We start from the raw sequence: 16,037 nt of genomic DNA, 5'->3' as shown, positions 1-16,037 counted from the left end.
CGCCGCTACGCTGTTGCCGGCGAGCGGCGGGCCTGCCAGAAGTTGAGGCTGATGATCGCCAGCATGACGGCGGCACCGGCGACGTCGAACACCAGCGACGGCAGGAACACCCCGACGATCGCCGGCAGCAGCAGCACGCGCTGCCAGATCGCCATGCGGGTGAACAGATAGCCTTCCAGGGTGGCGGCGAAGGCGCCCAACGCCAGAAGCCCGGTGAAGCCCTTCCAGATCAGCAGCCAGACCGGCCCGCCGACGATGATCTCGGGGTTGTAGACCATGAACAGCGGCACCAGGTAGAGGCCCTTGGCAAACTTCCACGACTGGAAGCTGGTCTCCATGGGCTTGGCCCCGGCGATGGCGGCCCCGGCGAAGCCGGCCAGCGCGATCGGCGGCGTCACGTTGGAGTCCTGGGAATACCAGAACACCACCAGGTGGGCGATCAGCAACGGCACCCCGAACTCATTGGCCAGCGCCGGTCCCACCAGCACGATCAGCACGATATAGCTGGCCGTCACCGGCAGCCCCATGCCCAGCACGAGACTCGCCAGCAGCACCATGATCAGCGCCAGCAGCAGGTTACCGCCCGAGAAAGCCAGCATCATGGCCGAGAACTTGAGGCCGAGACCGGTCAGCCCCACTACCCCGACGATGATCCCTGCCACCGCACAGGCCATGGTCACCGCCACGGCGTTGCGCGCACCGAGTTCGAGGCCTTCAATCAGCTTGAGCAGACCGTTGCGACAGGCCAGCCCCAGACGCTCGGCGGTCACCGGCTGCCCCTCGCCTGGCGCCACGAACAAGAACCACACCGCAAAACGCAGCACCGCCACCAGCAGCATGCAGACGATGGCGTAGTAGCCCACTCGCATCGGCGACATGTTCATCATCAACAGCCACACCAGCACCGCCAGCGGCAGCAGGAAGTGCCAGCCGTGCTTGAGCACGTCGCTCATCTGCGGCAGCTCGTCCTTGGCCATGCCCTGCATGCCCTCCTTGAGGGCGATGATATGCACGAACAGATAGACGGTGGCGAAGTACATGAAGGCCGGCAGGATGCTGACCTTGACCACCTCGAGATACGGCAGCCGGGTGTACTCGGCGATCAGGAAGGCACCGGCCCCCATCAGCGGAGGCATGATCTGGCCACCGGTAGACGCCGCCGCCTCGATGCCACCGGCCTGGTGGGGCTTGTAGCCCAGGCGCTTCATCAGCGGGATGGTAAAGGCGCCGGTGGTGACCACGTTGGCGATGGCACTGCCGGAGATCGAGCCCATGCCGGCAGAAGCGATGACCGCGGCCTTGGCGGGCCCGCCACGCTGGCGGCCGGTGGCGGCGTAGGCCAGATCGATAAAGAACTTGCCCGCCCCGGTGATCTCGAGAAAGGCACCGAACAACACAAAGATGAAGATATAGGTCGCGGCCACCCCCATGGGCAGGCCGAAGATGCCTTCCTGCCCCAGGTAAAGCTGGCCCACCAGGCGATCGAGATTGTAGCCGCGATGCTCGAGGATGCCGGGCAGGAACTGGCCGAGCCAGGGTAACTCGCCACGGGGCCCGGCAAAGGCGTAGAGGATGGCGATCAGGCCGATGATGGTCATGCCCAGACCCACCGCGCGACGGCTGGCCTCCAGCACCGTGATGGTAGCGATGATGCCGACGGTGATGTCGGTCTGGCTCCAGAAACCGGCGCGATTAATGATCTCGTCCAGGAACAGCGCCATGTAGCCGCCGGTGATCATCGCCCCGATGAAGAACACAAGGTCGATCGCCCCACCCAGCACGCCCCTGTCACGCTTGGGACCGAACACCGGAAACATCAGGAACGCCAGCATCATCACCAGCGCGAGGTGGATGCTGCGCTGATAGAACAGCCCCAGCGGCTGAATCCCCGCCGAGTAGAGCTGGAACAGCGACAGGCCGACCGCCACCAGGGTGATCAGCCATAGGATGGTCTTGGGGTGGTTGGCCTGGCTGCCAGGCACCACCGGTGAAGCTGCCGTTTCGCTCATTGTCGTGATTCTCGTCAGGCCTTGCCGGCGCTTGGCCGGTCGGCATAATTCGGAATGCTGTCGCAGGTCGCAGGCCCTCGAGGGGCCGAAGTGCTCACGCGGTTGGTGGCATCATTCGATAGCCTGGGCCAACGACAGGCTAGTCGCGCCGCTCGAGTCCAACGCTGACCAAACGCCCCGCCGCCAGATCGCTCAGGCTGATGGGCGTGGAGGCCGCCGGCACGGCCAGGGAGTCCCCGTCTGGACAGTCGGCCCGAGCCTTGATCAACGTCTCCAGGGTCGGCTCACCACGGCTGACCAGGCGATGATCGACGCGCTTGGCGCCGACCCTCAGCCGATAGCGATTGCCGGGGACGGGCTCGTCGATGTCCTCGATCCAGTAGCCGCCCTGACCGTCGCTGACCTGGCGTCCGCGCCCGGGCACGTGGTCGAGGCCCGCGGCAAAGTCCGGCAGGTGACTGCGTTCAAGCACCATGGCACCGCCGAGGTTGCGATAGCAGTCGAGCACCTCGAAGCCTTCTACCGAGTGGTTCCAGGCCAGGCACCAGCCGGCACCATCGGGCATCGGCAGTTCCACCAGCGCGGCGCCCTCGGCGTCGCGCACGCTCAAGGTGAATAGAGCATCGCAGTCGGCATCACTTGCCTGGCCAGCGCCCGCCACAGTCATCAGCGTGACCAGCCCAAGCGCAGGCAGGGCGAGCCCGGAGGCCCGCCCTGCCATGTGTCGACGCCCCGCCATCAAGGACGCTGCTTGTCCTGCACCTCGGCACCGACTTCCTCGTAGTAGCGCAGCGCGCCCGGGTGGAAGGCGATGGGTGTGGAGTTCACCGAGAACTCGACGGTGGTGTCATTGGCCGCCGGATGGATGGCGATCAGCTCGTCGGTCTGCTCGAACAGGGTCTTGGTGATCTGGTAGGCCAGTTCCTCGTCCATCTCGCTGCTGGCGATCAGCACGTTGGGTACGCCAAGGGTCTGCACCGCTTCTTCCATGCCTTCGTAGAGACCGGCCTTGAGCTCATAGGGTGCAAACACCGGTTCGTCCTCGCGCGCCTTGGCGACTTCCTCGTCGCTGAGGCCGATCAGCCGAACATCGCTGGTGGTGGCCAGATTCAGAATCGAGCTGGTGGGCGGCCCCACGCTCCAGAAACCGGCATCGATATCGCCATCACGCAGGGCGTCGGCGGTCTCGTTGAAGTTCAAGCGACGCGGGTCGAAATCGTCGTAGCTGATGCCGTTGGCTTCGAGGATGGCGCGGGCGTTGAGCTCGGTGCCGCTGCCCGGCGCACCCACGGACACGACCTTGCCTTCCAGGTCCTCCAGCGAGTCGATGTCGGAGTCGGCCATGGTCACGATCTGCACCGCATTGGGATAGATGGAGGCGATGGCACGAATGTTCTCGAGCTTGCGCCCCTCGAAGTCACCGGTACCGGTAGCGCCCTGGTGGACGGTGTCGGCCAGCGCCAGCGCCAGATCGGAGTCACCACGCCAGACCAGTCCCATGTTCTCCACCGAGGCGCCGGTCACTTCGGCCACGGCGTCGTAGCCGTCGACGTGCTTCTTGATCAGCTCGGCCAGGCCTCCACCGTAGGGGTAGTAGGTGCCGCCGGTTCCACCGGTGGCGATCGACAGCTGGCTCTGGGCCACGGCGCTGTGGCTGGCAACCAGCAGGGATGCCGTCAGGGCAAGGGTCAGTGCTCGCATGGTCTTCCTCCGTTCCTCGTGGGAACCGCTTAGAATTTATTGTGCGGAATTGAAGTGTCGATACAGCAATCGCCTAGGCAAGCTAGCAAGAGCCGGCCTCGCTTGCCACTGCAGACATTTCGACGTTTTTTATCTTTGTCTGCAATTCTCACAAGGTCTTAGAGACACTGGCCCGCCATCCTGCCCGTCGAACCCCCGAAGGGCGCGCTTCTCAGGGAGCTGGCGTCGCGCCGGCTTTTCACGCCTCAGCGTTGACTGTCGACCTGCTCGCGTACCTTGGCGACGATATGCGCACCGATCGGCAACGCCGAGGTCGCCGCCGGCGATGGCGCATTGCCTACGTTAATGGTGCGCGGCGTGTTGACGAACAGGAAGTCGTCGACCAGCTTGCCGTCTCGTGTCACCGCCTGGGCACGCACCCCGGCCGGGTAGGGCTTCAGGTCATCGAGGGTGAGACTCGGGCAGTACTTGCGCACCTCTTCCAGATAGCCACGCCGTGACAGCGAGTTCTTCATCTCGCGCATGCCAGGGCCCAAATGACGCCACAGCACCTTGAGAATACCCGGATGGCTGACCATGCCGACCAGATCCGCTGCCGAGACATCACGCTTGCGATAGCCCTCGCGGGCCAGTGCCAGCACGGCGTTGGGCCCCACCGTCACGCTGCCATCGATCATGCGGGTAAGGTGGACGCCGAGAAACGGCATGCTGGGGTCCGGAATGGGGTAGATCAGATGATTGACGATGGCGTTGCGGTGCTCGGGCAACTGAAAGTACTCCCCGCGGAAGGGACAGATGGTGAAGCTCGGGGTCTGCCCCAGCATGCGCACCACCCGGTCGGCCATCAGCCCCGAGCAACTTACCAGGTAGCGACTGCTGAAGGTCTCGGTGGTGGTGGTCACCACCACTTCCTGGCGACGTTCGTCGAGCCCGGTGACCTCCCGTGAGTAGCGGATCTCGCCACCGCGTCGCTCGAACTCGGCGGCCATGGCGCGAGTGACCTCGGCATAGTCGACGATACCGCTGGACGGCACGAAGATGCCGCCGACGCCGGTGATGTTGGGCTCACGCTCTGCAAGGGCACCGGCGTCGAGCCATTCACGCTCGAGCCCATTGGCTTCGGTGCGTTCCCACAGGGCCTTCATCCGCCCCAACTCCACCTCGTTGGTGGCGACCAGCAGCTTGCCGCAGCTGTCGTAGGCGATGCCGTGGGTCTCGCAGAACGCCTTGGTGGCACGGTTGCCTTCCAGACAGAAGCGCGCCTTGAGGCTGCCCGGTGTGTAGTAGACCCCGGCGTGTATCACACCACTGTTGTGACCGGTCTGATGGCGAGCCGGACCGTCCTCCTTTTCCAGCAACAGCATGCGCTTTTCAGGATAGGCGTCCTTGAGCTGCATGGCGGTGGACATGCCCAGAATGCCACCGCCGATGATGATGAAGTCGTACATGGGGGTCTCGTTGTCCTTGGTCTTGCCCCGCCGCCGGGACGGGGCCGGATACATCGTGGGCGGCCGGGTATCGCGGGGCCCATCACCCTAGAGTACCGCGTCGGGCCGTGCCCCGCTGCCCCGCTGCCCCCCTCTTCCCCGGAGGACACCTCAGCCCTGGCGCGCTCGCAGGGTGCTGCCACAGGTGAAGACACCGCGCTGGCGCATCAGCTCGCGTCTGAGCTGCGGGTGAGCCTTGAACTTGTCGCGACCGTGCAGCCAGAAGTGGTTGTTGATCAGCAGGAAGCTGCCGACCGGGTTGGGCAGGGAGATGACGCCGTCGCTCGACTCCAGCGAGTCCGACAGCTCGCAGAGCCAGTTGCCCTCCTCCAGATCACGTGGCTGGACAAACTGATCGATGTAGGCCATCACCGGGCGGCCATCACGGTCGACGTCAAATACCGGGTGAAAGACGTCGCGCACCACATTCTTGCTGGGCGGAGCCGACCAGCGCATCTCACTGAACGCCAGCGGGTGACGGCAGAACCGCTCCAGCTCGTGCCAGTCGTCCAGATGCAGCAGCCGCGAGTTGCCGCCTTCCATGTGCTGCTCGTCGATCTTCATCATCAGCACGTAGTCGGTGACCTGCTCGACGAAGGTGCCGTCGTTGTGAAGCTCCATCACCCGATGCGGCGCCCGCAGATAGCTGTCGGAGGTGTCGACATTCTCGACCACGAAGCGGGCATAGTACTGACCACTCATGGCATCGAAGTTGGATCGTCCGATCAGGTGGGCAACGGCGGTGGCAAACTTGACCATGTCCTCGGCCTGCTCGACCCGGTCCAGCCCTTCCGGCACGACCTGCAGCGCTCCCTGGCGACGGTCCAGCAGGATATTGGCCAGCCGCGGCCTGAGCGTCCCCTCGCACAGCTCATCGAGTATTCCCGCGACACGAAAACGCAGCATCGACTTGTACTCCAGCGCCTGAATCGGCCATTCGGCACAGGCGTCGAGGAAGGCAGCGACGACCGACCGCTCGACACGCAGCTCCTGCAGACGCTCGGAAGAGGTCGACGGGACCAGGGTGAACCCGCGTGGATCGCGTGCGCCAGGGGCGGTGGTCTGATCATCACGATCCTGAAGCTGGGCAGAGGCAAGGATGGACATGGCAGGGCTCCGTATTGTTTTGACGTTTTGTCAAAATATCTACATTTTTATTTTTAGTCAACAAAAACCCGGCTGCCGCCGGGTGCTGACATTCTCGACAAGGTCCAGAGTTCTTGAAGCGTCCGCCGGCCGGCAAAGATGCCGACCGGCGTTGCGGTCAAGGCGTCAGGTGCCTTCCAGCTCACGACGCATCTGTCGCTGGCTGTAGGCCGTGCCATAGCGGCGGCGGGACCACAGGTACAGGCCAAGCCCGGCACCCATCCAGCCGGCGAACAGCCCCCACTCGATGGGTGACAGCGCCGAGGGGCTACCGGGCAGGTAGAGCCCGATCAGTCCCAGCGACAGCACCACCGCCAGCCAACCGACCAGGCGAGGATGGCTGACCTTGAACGGCCTTTCGAGTTCCGGCTCCTTGCGCCGAAGCACCAGAAACGAAATGGATACGAACAGGTAGGCGATGACGATGCCGAGACCACCGGCCACCACCAGCCACACCATGGCCTGGCGGCCCAGCAGAGGCGCCAGGCTCGACAAGGCTCCCATCAACAGGATGGCGTTGACCGGCGTCCTGTGACGAGGATGCAGCTTGGCCAGAAAGGCCGGCAGCATGCCGCAGTGGGCCAGTGCATAGATGGCGCGAGAGCCACCGACGTAGAAGGCGTTCCAGCTGGTCAGGATGCCGGCGATACCCGCCAGTACCATCAGGTTGGCCGCCCAGGGGGTATTGAACACCGCCCCCATGGCGTCAGGTACCGCCAGGGAGCTGTTCTCGAGCTCCGCCTTGGGCAGCATCAATGCCGTTCCCAGCACGATGAAGGCGTACCAGAACACCGCCAGGACCACCGACAGCATCAAAACCCGACCGATCTCGCGAAACGGCAGGTCGATCTCTTCCGCCGCCTGCGGGATGACGTCGAAGCCGACAAACAGGAAAGGAACCATGATCAGCACCATGGTGATCCCGCCCAGCACACCCTCTTCGGTGTTGAACAACGGTGTCAGCGAAGCACTGCTACCCTCGAACAGTGCGCCGGTGATGAACATCACACCGACGGCCAGAATCAGCAGCGTCACCACCTTCTGCACCAGCGCCGCGGTGCGCACGCCAACATAGTTGATGGCCATCATGACCACCGAGCCGGCCACACCGACGGCAACCCAGGTGGCCTTGACGTCCCAGCCCGCCAGGGTCCACAGGTGACCGACGGCGTAGCCGGGGAACAGATGCTCGACCACGGTGGGCAGCGCTACCGCCTCGAAGGCCACCACGCTGAGATAACCCAGCACGATCGCCCAGGTACACAGGAAGGAGGCAAAATGGCCCAGGGCACGGTAGCTATAGACGTGCTCACCACCGACCTGGGGCATCGCCGAAGCGAGCTCAGAGTAGGTCAGCCCCACCAGCACGATCACCATGCCGCCCAGCACGAATGCCAGTATGGCGCCAAGGCTTCCTGCCGAGGTGATGAAGCCACCCGTCAATACGATCCAGCCCCAGCCGACCATGGCACCGAAGGCCAGCGCCAGGACGTCCTTGCGTGCCAGCACTCGGCTCAGCTGGGCTCCGCCATTGCTGTTATTGTCCATGAGATAAACCTCTCGCCGCAGTGGTGCGTTCCCGCAGAACAGGGATTGTTGACCGGGGACAGGACGCACCGTTGAATTTATCAATCGCGCGTGCAACTTATCATGAGGATGTTTGCCGTCCGCAGCCTTCGTTTATACCTCTTTGGTCTAAGTTTGTAGGGCCTGCAGATGGCGCCATCGCCGTCAGCCGCAGTCTCCCGCGGCGTCTGCGGAATGAGGAGTTTTCGTCGCTGCGCCACGCCCAGAACGGACACCAAATTGGACTGGCAAGAGGGCAAAAAAGGTTGCATGCTGTAGGGGTCGAAAACGCCCATTGGAGTACCATGAGCACCGCAGATTCCTTGTCTCGAGCAGACGCTTCCGAACCGCCTCCTCGACGATGCCCTGACCTCGATGTCAGGGACCTGGAACAGCGCACACGACTGATGCGCATTGTTACGCGGCTTATCGCCGTATCTGATCTCGGAAGCCGCGAGATCGCACGCCGCGCGGGTCTCCCCATGCAGAAGATCAGTGATCTGCTGTCGGGACGACTGGAACACTTCACCTGCGACGAGCTGCAGGCCATTCGCCGCATCATCGACGATGGCCATCTGTCACTCTCCTGATTGGCCCGTGCTGGACGGCGCCCCGGAAGGCAATTCTGCCAGGGCGCCGCGTCTTGTTGGCGCGAGTCATTGCCCCACCCTTCCCCTTGATCTTCATGCCATGAGGAATCATCGATGCGCCGTCTGCTAGCGGCTTGTCTGCTATGTGTGTCTGCAAGCGCCCTGGCCGATGGCCAGGCCACCCTGGTCGATGGCAGTGGCGACCCCGAGAGCGCCGTCACCGCACGCTGGATCGGTGATCAACTGCGCCTGGACTTTCCCCGCCACGCGGCCAAGGGCTATCTGCTGTTGAGAGACGGCAAGGGCCACGTGGTCACCAACTTCGGTGGTCAGACGGTGGTGCTGGGCATCCGCGATGTTCAATCCATCGCCGGGCAACTCGGTGGCCAGGACCTGTCCGACCTCGGCAGTTACCAGGCCCAGCAGGTGCTGTCGCTGGAGCCTGTCGGCACGCGGGAAAGCGTCGCCGGCATCGAGGGCGAGGTCTATCGTCTTGACTGGATTACCCAGGAGGGCGATCGCCGAGAGGATGAACTGGTACTCAGCCAGCGACCGGAGGTCATCGAGCTTTTACGGGTCGTCGACCGCTATCAGAGCATTCTGTCGGGGCAACCGGACCCGGTGGCGGCAAGGCTCGAGCAACAGGGGCTCGGACTTCTGCGTTTTGGCGACAAGTTTCAGGTGGCCAGCCTGACGGCGACGTCGCCCGATCCTGCCCTGCTGGCATTGCCGTCCCAGAGTGGCAACGTTGGTGAGCTGTTGCGTTCGGTCATTCAATAGACTTAGGGCCAGGCGCCAACTTTCCCCCTCTCCAGCAGTAGATCCACAGCATACCTAGGATGGTGTACTTGATCGCGCACCGCGTGGAATAGGTGTGTGTCAATTGCGTGTAAAACCGCGAAAATGCGATGCAGGAGTCTCCAATCCACGATATATCTTGAAGGTAGCCTTCAAGACATGGTGCGGCCGCACGGCTCGATGTCGTTCCGCAGTGGTCGCACCCATCCAGTGAGAGTTGCCATGAGGCCAATCGACAAGTCCCTGCTGGAACAGATGCACATCAGCGAGGTCGAGATCCAGCGTCGCAAGGAATTCCTGAGCCTCGACGAAGCCGACCTGGCCGATCTGGCAGCGCTCAAACCCCTCATCAACGAGCATATCGAGATCATCGTCGAAGAGTTCTACGAGCGGCAGACCGAGATCGACGAGATCAGCCTGCTGATCGGCGACTCCGAGACCCTGCAGCGACTGCGCTCGGCCCAGCGCCAGTACGTCCTCGACATCTTCACCGGCTACTACGACGCGGAATACGTCAACAGTCGGCTGCGCATCGGTCTGGTGCACAAGCGTATCGGCGTCGAACCCAAGCTGTTTCTGGCCGCCATGCGCACGCTCAAGGAAATCCTGTTTCGCGTCATCGACGAGAACCTCGAGGACGTGCAGGCGACCAAGTCGGCGAAGAACAACCTCGACAAATTGATGTACTTCGATATCACCCTGGTCTTCGATACCTATATCGATACCCTGCTCAACGAGGTCCACAGCGCCAAGCGCCGGATGGAGCTCTACGCTCGCAACCTGGAAGAGAAGACCAAGGAGCTGGCCGCCTACGCAGAAAAGGACGCCCTCACCGGGCTGTTCAACAAGCGAGGCATGAGCGAGGCCCTGAACAGGGAGATCCGCATGGCCGAGCGACGTCACTCGCTGGTCAGCCTGATCTACTGCGATATCGATGACTTCAAGCAGATCAACGATACCCACGGCCACCACAAGGGTGATGAAATCCTTGTCACCTTCGGCCAGATCATGCGTGAAACGGTCCGCAGCAGCGACATCTGCTGCCGCCTCGGGGGGGATGAATTCTGCTGTATCCTGCCAGACTGTGACGCCAAGAGCGCCAAGACCATCGGCAGCAAGATTGAACTGGCCTTCCAGAGCAAGTACCCGAACTTCTCGATCAGCCTGGGCGTCGCCGAGACCGGGGATCGAGACTACCTGCGCGAGGAAGAACTGCTGCGCGCCGCCGACGCCATGATGTATCGCAACAAGGAAGCCAGAAAGCGCAGTGCCGCAGAGGCCGCCTCGAAGACCTCAGCCAGGACGTTGCCAGCCCCCGCCCAGGCAGCAGAGAAGACAACCAGCTCAACGGCCGCCCAGAGTGACGATCACTGACTTCCACTCGCCTGGCTCGGCATTGTCTCGATAAAAATTTAAATTTCTGCTAATAAAGTTGGATCTAAAATAAACAGCCTCGATCAGGGCATGCGGGAAGCTCGGCAGACGCCCCTGCTTCAACCAGGTCCTGATGGTGGCATGTGCTGGTTGTCGTACGGTCTCGAGGAAAATGCCCCATGTCCTACCATGAAGCCAAGGAACACGCGCCCGGTCGCCTGCATCGGCTATTCAGTTCGCCCTATACCGCCTTCGACAACCAGACCAGCGAGCGACGCCTGCATCTGCTGCTGGCCCTCAATCTGCTGGTCTTCGCGCCGATGCGCCAGGGCCGACTGACGTTACGACTGCTCGAAGGCTGGGAAAACGGCGACTGCGAACAGCACACCCTGAACTTCCGGGACGCCGACATCCACCGCCCCCAGGACCTCATCAACGCCGCACCACACACCCAGTCACGCCCACTGCTCGCCCCGGCCCTGGAAGAGGCGTTGTCCAGCGCCGAGGCCAATGCCATGGGGCTGGATAGCGATATTCGCCTTCACCCGGCGAAGTGGCCGGCCTTCCCCGGCGGACTCTCGCTCTACACACGCTACAAGGTCTGCCATCGCCTCATCTATGGCGAAGACGACAGCTACCGCTCGATTCGCTGCGAGACCCCGGTAGGCCTGCGCGAGATTCACGAGTTCCACCTGGAAGAAGGCGACTTCGCCGTCAGCCTGCCCCACGATGACTCCCCCGCCGACAGCGATGACACCGTGGGCCTGGTCCTTCATGCGGCCCAGCGCTCCGCCCTCACTCACTGGCTTGCCGATCTGGCAGAGCAACCACTGTCGAAGCTGATGGGCTGAGATCAGGCGTCCCTGGGCACCCTGCCCATCAAATAGAATTCCGGGTTGGGAGGCGTCCCGGTCAAGGTCACCAGGCGGTTGGACAGCCCAAAGAAGGCGCAGATCGCACCGATATCCCAGATATCGTCGCGGCTGAACCCCACCGCCTGCAGACGTTGCTCCCACTCACCGGTCAGCTCGCCCAGATCGATTGCGCAGTGCAGCGCGAAGTCCAGCATGACGCGATGTCGCTCGCTCAAGCCAGAACTGCGATGGTTGACCGCCACCTGGTCGGCGAGCAGAGGATCCTTGCTGTAGATCCTGACCAGCGCTCCATGAGCCACCACGCAGTAGAGGCAGTGGTTGCGGGCGCTGGTGGCGACCACGATCATCTCCTTCTCGGCCTTGGTCAGGCTATCGGACTCACGCTCCATCAGCGCATCGTGATAGGCGAAGAAGGCACGAAACTCCGCCGGCCGATGGGCCAGCATCAAGAAGACATTAGGCACGAAGCCCGCCTTCTCCTGAACCGCCAGGATGCTGTCACGGATATCATCGGGCAGATCGTTCAGTGATTCGGGGACGGGAAAGCGGCTGAGAGATGGGCTGATCGAGGGGCTCATGGGGGCTCCGGGCTGACGTGGGCATGGAAGAAGGGCCAGGCAATACATTGACGTTAACGTAAAGGTCAATTTAGTGCTCTGGTACTTTGATCGAATGCCGGGTCGCCGCTGCCGAAAACGACGATGCCCCCTTGATGGGGGCATCGCAGCCTGCAGCCGGGCCAGGCCCGAGAGCTCGAGTCAGACAGGACGTGGCCGCTGCGTCAGCATGCCTGCTCGGCCCTGGATCAGCCGAGCGAGATGGTGCTGTTGATGCCGCTCGAGACGTTTTCCGGCTCGAACCAGCGCGCGGTCACCGTCTTGGTCTGGGTCCAGAAGCTGATGGCCTGCTTGCCATTGGGGCCAAGGTCACCCAACTTGGAGGCGCGCGAGCCGGTAAAACTGAAGTAGGCCACCGGCACCGGGATCGGCACATTGATGCCCACCTGACCGACATCGATATCGCTCTCGAAGCGACGCGCCACCCAGCCGGAATTGGTGAAGATGGAAGTACCATTGCCGTTGGGGTTGGCGTTGACGAAGGCGATGGCCTCGTCCAGCGTGTCCACCTCGACCACGCACAGCACCGGACCGAACACCTCTTCACGATAGATGCTCATGTCCGCCGTCACGCCGGCGAACAGGGTTGGGCCGACGAAGTTGCCGTCGGGGTAGCCCTCGACCTGGCAGCCACGTCCGTCGACCAGCAGCCGAGCGCCTTCCTGTTCGCCCTTGGCGATCAAGCCTTCGACACGATCCTTGGCCGCCGGTGACACCAGAGGCCCGAGATCCGCCTCGCGGTCGGTGCCCGGCCCCACCTTCATGTTGCGAGCCCCCTCGACGATATCCTCGAGCCACTCCCGGGCCTGGCCGACCAGCACCACCACCGAGTTGGCCATGCAGCGCTGGCCGGCGGCGCCGAAGGCCGACCCCAGCAGGTTGTTGATGGCCTGAGAGCGGTTGGCGTCAGGCATCACCACACAGTGGTTCTTGGCACCCATCATGGCTTGAGCGCGCTTGCCGGACTCGCTGGCACGGCGATAAAGCTGGGTGCCGACATGGGTGGACCCGATAAACGACATGGCCTTGATATCCGGGTGCTCGCACAGGTGATTGGCGACATCAGGGCCGCCATGCACCACGTTGAGGACACCGGCGGGGACACCGGCCTCGAGCGCCAGTTCCACCAGGCGCAGGGTGGAGCTCGGGTCCTGTTCGGAGGGCTTCAGCACGAAGGTGTTGCCGGTGGCAATGGCCAGCGGGAACATGAAGCAGGGCAACATGATGGGGAAGTTGAAGGCGGTGATGCCGGCACCTACCCCCAGCGGCTGGTTGAGGGTGTAGACGTCCACCTCGTTGGCGGCGTTCTCGGCCAGCTCCCCCAGTTGCAGCGAGGTGATCGAGCAGGCGTGTTCGACCACCTCGAGACCACGACCGACTTCACCTTCGGCGTCGGGCAGGGTCTTGCCGTGCTCCTCGGTGATCAGGGCGGCAAGCTCCGGGGTATGCTCGCGAATCAGCGCCTGCAGCTTGAGCATGATGCGCATGCGCTTGGCCAGCGGCACCTTGCGCCAGGTGGCAAAGGCCTGATGGGCGCTGGCAACGGCCCGGTCGACCTCCTCCAGGGTACAGAACGGCACCCGCGCGACCACTTGCTGGGTCGCCGGATTGATCACATCGCGCCATTCGCTGGACTGCGAGGGGACGGCCTGGCCATCGATGATCATGGGAATTTCGCGGACTGACATGGGCGTGCTCCGGCTGTTGTCGTTGTGCATGAGCGTGGCGTCGTATGAGATGGACTGGGCGTACTGCCATGCCAGCAGCCGCCTTGATCGCTGTGGCGGTGTGCACCACGGCACGGCTATCCATGCTGACCAGTCTAGACACAGGTAGAATGGCCAAACAACGGCCAGTCAGGCACATTGCTTGTGCACTGATGCACAACCACAAACACATCGAAGTCCACGACGTCGTCGCTTAGCGGAGGTGATTTTTGCTCGACTGGCAGGACCTTCAGGTCTTTCTCGAGGTGGCCAGGCATGCCCGCCTGTCCGACGCCGCCCGACGGCTGGGCGTTGACCACTCGACCCTGTCGCGGCGAACCCGCCGCTTCGAACAGCGACTCAACACCCAGTTGTTCGAACGCAGCACCCACGGCTACCGCCTGACTCCCGCCGGCGAACGTCTGAAGAGCCACGCGGAACAGATGGCCCGACACGCCGACGAGGCCGCCGACAGCCTGACCGATCAGAACCTGCGCCTGGAGGGCCAGATCCGACTTGGCGTGACCGAAGGCTTCGGGACCTGGGTGGTGGCCCCGCTGCTCAGCGCCTTCTGCCGGCGTCATCCCGGCCTCACCCTGGACCTGCTGGCGCTGCCTCGCGTGGTCAATCTCAGCCGCCATGAAGCAGACCTGGCGATCACCATCGAACGACCGGGCAACCCCGGTCTGGTCACCTCGCGACTGTGCGACTACCGGCTCAAGCTCTACGCGGCGAGGCACTACGTCGAGCGCCACGGGGCACCGCAGCAGCTTGCCCAGCTGGGCACACATCCGCTGATCGGCTACGTGGACGACCTGTTGTTCAGCGAGCAGCTCAACTACCTGGATCCGCTACTGTCGCCGCAGGTGCAACAGGTGGCGCAGACCCACTTTGCGCTTCGCAGCACCAGCGTGACGACCCAGATGATGGCCACCGAGAGCGGCGCAGGCCTGGGCATTCTGCCGTGCTTCATGACGGCGGGAAGAGACGGGCTGATGCCGCTGCTGGAGGACGAAGTATCGGTGGTGCGTCAGTTCTGGATCACCGCCCGGCAGGAGCAGCGCCAGCTTGCCCGGGTGCGTCTGCTGTGGGACTTCCTGCGCGAGGCGCTGGCAATGAATCAGGATTTTCTGATGGGCCGCCATGACCGGCTGGTGCTGCCGGACGACGTCGAATGAACACCGGCTGGCTGCCACCAGGGCCGGCGCCAGCATAGGACTGGGCCCCCGCTGGCGCGGTGGTGTCGCAAGCCCCAGAACCACGACACCCCGCCTGGGCGGGGTGTCGTCGATGCGCAAGCAACCGCGTCAGGATTCGACCTTGGGTGGCTCGACCTCGAGCTTCTGGGCAGCGATCACCGCCTGGGTGCGCGAGTGCACGCCCAGCTTTCTGAGGATGGCGGTCACGTGGGCCTTGATGGTGGCCTCGGAGACGTTCAGCTCGTAGGCGATCTGCTTGTTGAGCAGGCCTTCGGTCAACATGTTGAGTACGCGGAACTGCTGAGGCGTCAGCGAGGCGATGGCCTCGGCAAAGCGCGCCTCTTCCTCGTTGGCCTCACCCAGGGCGTCGGCCATCTCTTCCGGCAGCCACACTTCGCCGTCGAGGATCTCGCCCACCGCCTCGGCGATCAACGCCAGCGACGAGGACTTGGGAATGAACCCCGAGGCACCGTAGTCGATGGCGCGGCGCACGACGTGCACTTCATCGCTGCCGGATACCACCGCCACCGGCACATCCGGGGTCTGACCACGCAGCTGGATCAGCCCGGAGAAGCCGTGGGCTCCAGGCATGTGCAGATCGAGCAGGATCAGGTCCGCGTCGGGGTGGCGAATGACCACGTCCGAGGTGGCCTCCATGGTGTCGGCCTCGATGATTTCGGCCTGGGGCGCGAGCTGGCGAAGCGCCTGCGTCAGGGCGGCACGGAACAGCGGATGATCATCGGCTACGATGAATTTCTGGGCAAAGGCCATGGACTCTCCTCCGGATTCCGATGCAGCGTGTCAGGCCTGGACGCCGCAACGCAAGACGCTTGTTTGCACAGCATGTTACCCCATGGTTGCCGGCTTTCCCAAGCGCCCTGACGCAAGCATCCTCAACGGCTACCCGTGGTGCCGACTCTGCGGCCTCCATCACTATGCAAAAACGGGCCGGCGCCGGAAGTTTCCGGC

General features: G+C 63.4%; 14 protein-coding genes. 5 read left to right on the top strand and 9 right to left on the bottom strand.

Annotated elements, in window-relative coordinates; all coding sequences use genetic code 11:
- Positions 1-5 precede the first annotated feature (5 nt).
- From C6W88_RS10425 to C6W88_RS10400, 6 genes are all read right to left on the bottom strand, one after another.
- Positions 6-2,009 (bottom strand): TRAP transporter permease, encoded by a 2,004-nt coding sequence (locus tag C6W88_RS10425; RefSeq protein ID WP_045992812.1) that lies wholly within the window; start codon positions 2,007-2,009, stop codon positions 6-8.
- A gap of 139 nt (positions 2,010-2,148) precedes the next feature.
- The gene (locus C6W88_RS10420; protein ID WP_231498605.1) at positions 2,149-2,730 is read right to left on the bottom strand and encodes a DUF1850 domain-containing protein; all 582 of its coding nucleotides are present in this window, start codon (positions 2,728-2,730) and stop codon (positions 2,149-2,151) included.
- Between the two features lie 17 nt (positions 2,731-2,747).
- Complete coding sequence (locus C6W88_RS10415; RefSeq protein ID WP_108132391.1) at positions 2,748-3,710, bottom strand: TAXI family TRAP transporter solute-binding subunit; 963 nt, start codon at positions 3,708-3,710, stop codon at positions 2,748-2,750.
- Positions 3,711-3,955: 245 nt separating this feature from the next.
- Complete coding sequence (lhgO, locus tag C6W88_RS10410) at positions 3,956-5,158, bottom strand: L-2-hydroxyglutarate dehydrogenase (RefSeq protein ID WP_108132390.1); 1,203 nt, start codon at positions 5,156-5,158, stop codon at positions 3,956-3,958.
- 150 nt (positions 5,159-5,308) lie between these two features.
- A complete protein-coding gene (gene glaH / locus C6W88_RS10405; protein ID WP_108132389.1) occupies positions 5,309-6,304 on the bottom strand; it encodes a glutarate dioxygenase GlaH in 996 nt (331 codons plus the stop codon).
- A 165-nt stretch (positions 6,305-6,469) separates the two neighbouring features.
- Positions 6,470-7,891, bottom strand: coding sequence for an APC family permease (locus C6W88_RS10400; protein ID WP_045992816.1), 1,422 nt, complete (start codon positions 7,889-7,891; stop codon positions 6,470-6,472).
- 323 nt (positions 7,892-8,214) lie between these two features.
- Here C6W88_RS10400 and C6W88_RS21980 point away from each other — a divergent pair, with 323 nt between their 5' ends.
- The 4 genes from C6W88_RS21980 (at position 8,215) to C6W88_RS10380 (ending at position 11,522) form a co-directional block, all read left to right on the top strand.
- Entirely contained in the window at positions 8,215-8,499 is a 285-nt protein-coding gene (locus C6W88_RS21980) for an XRE family transcriptional regulator (RefSeq protein ID WP_071211119.1), read from the top strand.
- Between the two features lie 114 nt (positions 8,500-8,613).
- Positions 8,614-9,279: a hypothetical protein gene (locus tag C6W88_RS10390; protein WP_045992818.1), complete on the top strand. Its 666-nt coding sequence runs from the start codon at positions 8,614-8,616 to the stop codon at positions 9,277-9,279.
- Between the two features lie 240 nt (positions 9,280-9,519).
- On the top strand, positions 9,520-10,671 hold the full coding sequence (locus tag C6W88_RS10385) for a diguanylate cyclase (RefSeq protein ID WP_181248598.1): 1,152 nt from the start codon (positions 9,520-9,522) through the stop codon (positions 10,669-10,671).
- 179 nt (positions 10,672-10,850) lie between these two features.
- Positions 10,851-11,522 (top strand): hypothetical protein, encoded by a 672-nt coding sequence (locus C6W88_RS10380; RefSeq protein ID WP_181248597.1) that lies wholly within the window; start codon positions 10,851-10,853, stop codon positions 11,520-11,522.
- 2 nt (positions 11,523-11,524) lie between these two features.
- Here the strand turns inward: C6W88_RS10380 and C6W88_RS10375 are convergent, their stop codons facing one another.
- Both C6W88_RS10375 and C6W88_RS10370 read right to left on the bottom strand, forming a co-directional pair.
- The gene (locus C6W88_RS10375; RefSeq protein ID WP_108132387.1) at positions 11,525-12,124 is read right to left on the bottom strand and encodes a peroxidase-related enzyme; all 600 of its coding nucleotides are present in this window, start codon (positions 12,122-12,124) and stop codon (positions 11,525-11,527) included.
- Positions 12,125-12,351: 227 nt separating this feature from the next.
- Entirely contained in the window at positions 12,352-13,851 is a 1,500-nt protein-coding gene (locus C6W88_RS10370) for a CoA-acylating methylmalonate-semialdehyde dehydrogenase (protein ID WP_045992821.1), read from the bottom strand.
- Between the two features lie 248 nt (positions 13,852-14,099).
- Between C6W88_RS10370 and C6W88_RS10365 the strand changes: the two genes are divergently transcribed.
- Entirely contained in the window at positions 14,100-15,047 is a 948-nt protein-coding gene (locus C6W88_RS10365; protein WP_108132386.1) for a LysR family transcriptional regulator, read from the top strand.
- A 129-nt stretch (positions 15,048-15,176) separates the two neighbouring features.
- On the opposite strand, the gene C6W88_RS10360 is transcribed toward C6W88_RS10365, so the two are convergent.
- Positions 15,177-15,839, bottom strand: a complete 663-nt coding sequence (locus C6W88_RS10360) for a LuxR C-terminal-related transcriptional regulator (protein WP_045992823.1) — start codon at positions 15,837-15,839, stop codon at positions 15,177-15,179.
- Positions 15,840-16,037 lie beyond the last annotated feature (198 nt).

The sequence above is a fragment of the Halomonas litopenaei genome (assembly GCF_003045775.1).
Classification (GTDB): Bacteria; Pseudomonadota; Gammaproteobacteria; order Pseudomonadales; family Halomonadaceae; genus Halomonas; species Halomonas litopenaei.
The sequence above is the reverse complement of the archived record's forward strand: the minus strand, read 5'-3'. Positions and strand labels throughout refer to the sequence as shown.